The 6,380-nt window shown below is 70.5% G+C and carries 6 protein-coding genes; 2 read left to right on the forward strand and 4 right to left on the reverse strand.

All coding sequences use genetic code 11. The features are described from left to right. Together Q0V34_RS20555 and pdeM are read left to right on the forward strand one after the other, a co-directional pair. Positions 1-1,931 (forward strand): helicase-related protein (locus tag Q0V34_RS20555; RefSeq protein WP_297516199.1); only part of this gene is annotated, 1,931 nt, incomplete at its 5' end. After that, positions 1,928-2,635, forward strand: coding sequence for a ligase-associated DNA damage response endonuclease PdeM (gene pdeM, locus Q0V34_RS20560; RefSeq protein WP_297516203.1), 708 nt, complete (start codon positions 1,928-1,930; stop codon positions 2,633-2,635). The genes Q0V34_RS20555 and pdeM, both read left to right, overlap by 4 nt. A gap of 9 nt (positions 2,636-2,644) precedes the next feature. On the opposite strand, the gene Q0V34_RS20565 is transcribed toward pdeM, so the two are convergent. The 4 genes from Q0V34_RS20565 to Q0V34_RS20580 all read right to left on the reverse strand — a co-directional run. Next, complete coding sequence (locus Q0V34_RS20565; RefSeq protein WP_297516205.1) at positions 2,645-3,106, reverse strand: DUF3429 domain-containing protein; 462 nt, start codon at positions 3,104-3,106, stop codon at positions 2,645-2,647. Positions 3,107-3,108: 2 nt separating this feature from the next. Further along, positions 3,109-3,870, reverse strand: coding sequence for a TIGR02186 family protein (locus tag Q0V34_RS20570; protein ID WP_297516208.1), 762 nt, complete (start codon positions 3,868-3,870; stop codon positions 3,109-3,111). Continuing rightward, complete coding sequence (locus Q0V34_RS20575) at positions 3,867-4,790, reverse strand: sulfite exporter TauE/SafE family protein (protein ID WP_297516212.1); 924 nt, start codon at positions 4,788-4,790, stop codon at positions 3,867-3,869. The genes Q0V34_RS20570 and Q0V34_RS20575 overlap by 4 nt, the downstream gene beginning before the upstream one ends. Positions 4,791-4,864: 74 nt before the next feature. Then, positions 4,865-6,380, reverse strand: a 1,516-nt coding sequence (locus tag Q0V34_RS20580) for an SEL1-like repeat protein (protein ID WP_297516214.1), incomplete at its 5' end; no start/stop codon positions are given.

The following is a 6,380-nucleotide window of genomic DNA, read 5'->3' on the forward strand; positions in this document are numbered from 1 at the left end:
CTCTGGGGGAGGTGGCCCAGAGGGCCGGAGGGGGCCAGCTCGGCGATGGCGATGCTGCCCCCTCCGTCGCGCCGCGACACCTCCCCCAGAGGGGGAGGATCTCCGCCCCCGACATCGACCTCGTCCTCGGCTCGGGCGGCGCGCGGCCGGTGGTGGAGGTGCTGGTGTCGAGCGGTCGCGTGCCGTGGGCCGGGCACACGGCCGAGCACGCCATGGCCGAGGTCTATGACATCATCAAGCAGGCCAAGACCGCGCTGGTCTTCGTCAACACCCGCTTCCAGGCCGAGTTCGCGTTCCAGCGGCTGTGGGAGCTGAACGATGAGGGTCTGCCGATCGCCCTGCACCACGGCAGCCTCTCGGCCGAGCAGCGGCGCAAGGTCGAGGCGGCCATGGCGCGCGGCGAGCTGCGGGCCGTCGTCTGCACCTCGACCCTCGACATGGGCATCGACTGGGGCGACGTCGATCTCGTTATCCAGCTGGCCGCGCCCAAGGGGGCCTCGCGGATGGTCCAGCGGATCGGCCGCGCCAACCACCGGCTGGACGAGCCCAGCCGCGCCCTGTTCGTGCCGGCCAGCCGCTTCGAGATGCTGGAATGCCGCGCCGCCGCCGACGCCATCCTGGAGAACCACCTGGACGGCGAGCCGGCGCGCGTCGGTACGCTCGACACCCTGGCTCAGCACGTCATGGGCTGCGCCTGCTCCGAGCCGTTCGAGATGACCGCGCTCTATGACGAGGTTCGCTCGGCCGGTCCCTATGCCGAGCTCTCGTGGGAGGACTTCGAGACCGTCGTCGACTTCGTCTCGACCGGCGGCTACGCCCTGCGCACCTACGACAAGTTCCGCCGCATCGTCCGGAACGAGGACGGCCTGTGGACCGCCCGCAACGCCCAGGCCCGGCAGCAGCACCGGATGAACGTCGGGGCCATCGTCTCGCCCGGCATGATCAACATCCGCATCGGCGGCGGCAAACGTCCCATGGGAGGGCGCAAGATCGGCGAGGCCGAGGAAGGCTATTTCGAGCAGCTGACGCCGGGCGACACCTTCGTCTTCGCGGGGCAGGTCTGGCGCTATAACAGCCTCGTCGGCGCCGACGCCTTCGTCTCGCCCGCGCCCAACGACGATCCGAAGATGCCCAGCTGGGGCGGCTCGAAATTCCCGCTTTCCACCTATCTGGCCAGCCGCGTGCGCCAGATGATGCACGACGAGCGCGAGTGGACGGCCCTGCCCGCCGACGTCCAGGAGTGGCTGGCCTGGCAGAAGCTGCGTTCGGCCATCCCCGACGAGGGCGAGATGCTGCTGGAGACCTTCCCGCGCGGGAAGCGCTTCCACCTGGTCTGCTACCCGTTCGACGGCCGCCTCGCCCACACCACCCTGGCCATGCTGCTGACGCGGCGCCTGGACCGTCTGGGCGTCGGACCACTGGGCTTCGTCTGCAACGACTACGCCCTCAATGTGTGGGCGCTGCGACCGATGGATGGTCTCGATCTCGACGAGCTCTTCGCCCAGGACATGCTGGGCGATGATCTGGAGGCCTGGCTCGACGAGAGCTTCATGATGAAGCGGGCCTTCAAGCATTGCGCCCTGATCGCCGGTCTGATCGAACGCCGCCACCCCGGCGCCGAGAAGTCCGGTCGCCAGGTGACCTTCTCCACCGACCTGATCTACGACGTGCTGCGCAAACACCAACCCGACCATCTGATGCTGCGCTGCGCCCGCCACGACGCGGCCACCGGCATGCTCGACATCGCCCGTCTGGGCGACATGCTGGCGCGGGTGAACGGCCACATCCGGCACGTCGCGCTGGACCGCGTCTCGCCGTTCGCCGTGCCGATCATGCTGGAGATCGGCCGCGAGCGCGCGCCGGGCGACGCCGCCGGCGAGCTGATCCTGGCCGAGGCCGAGGAAGACCTGATCGCCGAGGCCATGCCGTGACTCGCTTTTCCCTCTCCGCCTGCGGGGGCCTGCGGATCGCCCTGGCCGAGGTCGAGGTGATGCTGCGCGGCTCCGGCGCGCTGTGGCTGGAGCGCGAGAGCGCCCTGGTCGTCGCCGATCTGCACTTCGAGAAGGGCAGCAGCTACGCGGCGCGGTTCGGCCAGATGCTGCCGCCCTACGACACCCGCGAAACGCTGGACCGGCTGGATCGCGAGATCGCCCTTCTCTCGCCTCGCCGGCTGATCTTCCTGGGCGACAGCTTCCATGACGGCGACGGCGAGGCGCGGCTGGCGGCCGACGACTATCGACGCCTGGAAGGTCTGGCGCTCGGCCGGGACCTGGTCTGGGCGGTGGGCAACCACGACGCCGACGGCCCCAAGGCCCTGCCCGGCGACGTCATCGACGAGGCCAGCCTGTCGGGCCTGACCTTGCGCCACGAGCCCCTGCCCGGCGTCCAGCTGGGCGAGGTGGCCGGCCACCTGCATCCGGCGGCCAGGGTCTCGAGCGGACGCGCCACGGTCCGCCGCCGCTGCTTCGTCACCGACGGCCAACGGCTGGTGCTGCCCGCGTTCGGCGCGTTCACCGGCGGGCTGAACATCCTGGACGAAGCGTTCTCGAACCTGTTCGCCGGCCCCGTGCTGGCGGGCGCGCTGGGACCCAGGCGGGTCCATGCGGTGGGGGTGAAGTCGCTGCGGCCGGACTAGGCCGCAACGTCACATGTGCAGCGCCTGCTCCAGCGAGAAGGCCAGGGAGATCGCCGCGCCGGCCGTCAGCAATGTGCGCATGCGGGGGCGCCAGCTGGGCCCCTCGTGGTTCGTAACGTCCCACAGCCATTGCAGCAGGAAGAGCAGCAGGAAGCCCGAGAGCTGCCAAGCCGGATCGAACTTCAGCTCGCCCACCAGCAAGCCCAGGGCCGCGAGCGGAAACAGCAGGGAGACGCCCAGAACCCGCCAGCGCGGCGCGGGGTTCTCGATCTCCAGCCCCGTGCGCACGCCGCCGAAGTACGACACCATCGCCGCCGAATAGGCCAGCATCGCCAGCAGGGAAGACTTCTGAACGCTGTCGGGTCCGTAGCAGAACAGCCCCGACGCGACGAAAAAGGGAATGAGGGTCGACAGTCCAAAGACCCATACCGCCGGCGGAACCGGCGTCCGCTCGCCCGCGGACTCACTCATGATCAACTCCTTCGGAAGGCGACCGAAGCCGCCCACCCTGCCCCGAGGGCGACTATTACCGACACCAGCCCGTAGGTCCACGGACGATCTTTCGCGAATAGATACAAGGCTCTCTCGGCGCCGGCCTTCTCGACGACAAAGGTCCGGTCGCGGATGGAGACGGGGGCGCCGTCCTGGAAGAGCACGATGCGCGCGGTATAGCGGCCGATCGGCGCCTCGGCCGGCAGATCGAGTTCCGCGCGGAAAAGCCCTTTGTCGACAAAGCGAACGCCGCGCGGGTCGGCGGCGTAGAGGCCGGCCTTCTGCTTGAGCCGCAACACGGCCCGCCGCCAGTCGAGATAGTCGGCGCCCAGGCGGCTGACGACCACGTCGCGCACGCCATAGGTCGTCTCGACCCGCTGCTCCAGCGGCGCGGCGATCGCCAGATGCTCAAGCCCCGCGCCCAAATGTCGCAGAGGCGCGAAGCCCGCGATGTCCCGCAAGGGGCGCGTCGAGGCCACGCGATAGAAGCCCGGGGCGCCGCGAAACACCACCGGACGGCTGTTCAGCCACAGGCCCGCGACCTGGGTCTTGCGCGCGATCCGCAGCGGCTGGTCGGGTCCGCGCACGATCACGACGATGTCGCTGGGCCGCGCCTTGGGATCGAACACCGCGCCGTACAGCACGATCCGCGCGCCGCGAAAGCCGGAGCTGACGCGGATCTCGGTGTCGGTCAGGGCGGCCGACACCACCGGCGCGGGCGGGGCCTGGACCAGGGGGATCATCGCGGCGTCCCCGTCATCAAGACGAAGGCTTCCTCCGGCTTCAGGAACAGGTCCGCGCCCATCCGCAGGCCGACGAGGAGAACCAGCAGCGCCAGCAGAGCCCGCAGTTCCTCGGCGCGGAAGCGTCCGGACATCCGCGCGCCGAGCTGGGCTCCGACCACCCCGCCGACCAGCAGCAGCGTGGCCAGGACGATGTCGACCGTCTGGTTGCGGCCGGCCTGCAGCACGCTGGTCAGCGAGGTGGTGATGACGATCTGGAACAGGCTGGTGCCCACCACCACCGGCGCCGGCATCCGCAGCAGGTAGATCATCGCCGGCACCAGGATGAAGCCGCCGCCCACACCCATCACCGCCGACAGCACGCCGACGAACACGCCCAGCAGGACGGGCGGGATGACGCTGATATAGAGCCGCGAGCGCGGAAACCGCACCTTGAACGGCAGGGCGTAGAGCAGCAGCGGCCGGCGGTCGCGACGCGGCTTGGGCGGCTCTCCCCGACGCCGACGCAGGATCGCGCCGAGCGACTCCGTCAGCATCAGGCCGCCGATCACGCCCAGAAACAGCAGGTACGAGACCGACACCGCCAAGTCCGCCTGGCCGATCAGGCGCAGCCAGCGGAACACCTCGACCCCGGCGAACGAGCCGATCGCGCCGCCCGTGGCCAGGACCGCGCCCATCCGGAAGTCGACCGCGCGCTTCTTGCTGTAGGCGATGACGCTGGAGACCGACGAGGCGGCGACGTGGTTGGCCTCGCTGGCGACGGCCACGACCGGCGGAATGCCCATGAACACCAGCACCGGCGTCATCAGAAAGCCGCCGCCGATGCCGAACATGCCCGAGATGAACCCCACGAGCCCGCCCAGCACCACGAGCAGCAGCGCGTTCACCGACACCTCGGCGATGGGAAGATAGAGATGCAAAGCTCGCGCGGTCCGTCCGGCGTCAGGAGGGTCCTTGATTGCCGGCTGGGCGGCGGCGCGTCAACGCAAGGCGCTTATCGGGCGTAGACCGAAAGGCGGTTCAGGGTCTCGGCGTCCATGGCGCCGGAGGCCGGCAGGCCCTGGTCGCGCTGATAGGCGGCGATCGCCATCCGCAGCGCGGGCGAGGCCACGCCGTCGCGCGGTCCCTGGTAGTAGCCGAGCTGCGAGAGCACCCGCTGGGCCAGGCCGAGATTGGCGTTCGCGGCGGGCGCGGCCGGCGACAGGCTGGCGGTCTGCACCTGGGTCTGCGGCCGGAACGCCAAGGCGGAACGATCGGCGGTCTGCTGGGCCTCGGCGGTCAGCTGGCCGCGCAAGGCCGCGGCGCGGCTGCGCGCGGTGGCGTCGCCCGCCCGGCCGGCGATCACGTACCACTTGTATGCCTCGGCCGGGTTCTGGCTCACGCCGAAACCGCCCTCATAGAGCTGGGCCAGATTGAACTGGCTGTCGACGAGACCGAGATCGGCGGCCTTGCGGAACCAGCTCGCCGCCGTGGTCACGTTGCGAGGGCCGCCCTCGCCCTTGAAATAGTAGAGCGCCAGGTTGTGCATGGCGCGCGGGTCGCCGCCATTGGCCGCGCGCTCGCTCCAACGCCGCGCCTCGGGCATGTCCTGCTTCACGCCGTACTTGCCGCTCTCGTAAAGCTTCGAGAGATAGAACTGGGCGGCGGGATAGCCGCCGTTGGCCGAGCGCTTGAGGCTGTCGAAGCCCGACCGGTCGCCCGTCTCGATCTTGCGCACGCCCTGTTCGAACAGCGCCTTGCCTTCATCGGTGACCACCGGCGCCGGCGTATCGGCCTGGGCCGGGGTGGCGGCGGTCGCGGTGAGCGCCACGGCGGCGCGCGGCGTTCCCGGCGTGGTGTCGGCCTCGGGACCGTTGACCTCGACATCGGACTTGCGACCGGCGATGGCGGCGGCGACGCGCGCCGGCGTCGTGTTCGCGTTGTCGGCGTTGGCCATCAGGAGGCCGCCGACGCCCGCGCCCAGGGCCGTCGCGGTCAACACGACGGCCACGCCGGTCATGGCGGTGGCGGCCAGGCCGCGCTTGGCCTTCTTGGCGCCGAAGCCGCCGAAGCCGCTGAACAGCGACGAACTGGCCTTTTCGGCCTTGGGCTCGCCCTTGGCCTTCTTGGCCGGCTTGGCCTTGCCGCCCTTGGTCTCGCTGGCCGCGGCGGCGCGCGCGGCGGCTCTCGCCTGTTCGATGATGTCGCGGGTCGACATCGGCCGGGGCGGCTCGGCGGGGGCGAAATCCGAGACCTCCGGCTCCACCTCGTGACGCGGCGTCGGCGGTTCGTCGAAGCCGTCGGCGATCGCGTAGTCATCATGCGCAAAGGCCGGCTCTTCCGGCTCCGCGGCCGGGAATTCGGCGACGTCGAACGCCGAGGCGCGCGGAGGCGCCGGCGGAGCATCGAAGGCGTCTTCGTCGAGATCGTCGTGGGCGACATCGTGGCTGAACGAGGCCGACGAGCTGAAATAGCCCTCTCCGAACGGCGAGGGCGGCGGCGCGGCGCGAGCGGGGGCCGGAGCCGGCGCG

It is taken from the genome of uncultured Caulobacter sp. (assembly GCF_947036865.1).
GTDB lineage: Bacteria > Pseudomonadota > Alphaproteobacteria > Caulobacterales > Caulobacteraceae > Caulobacter.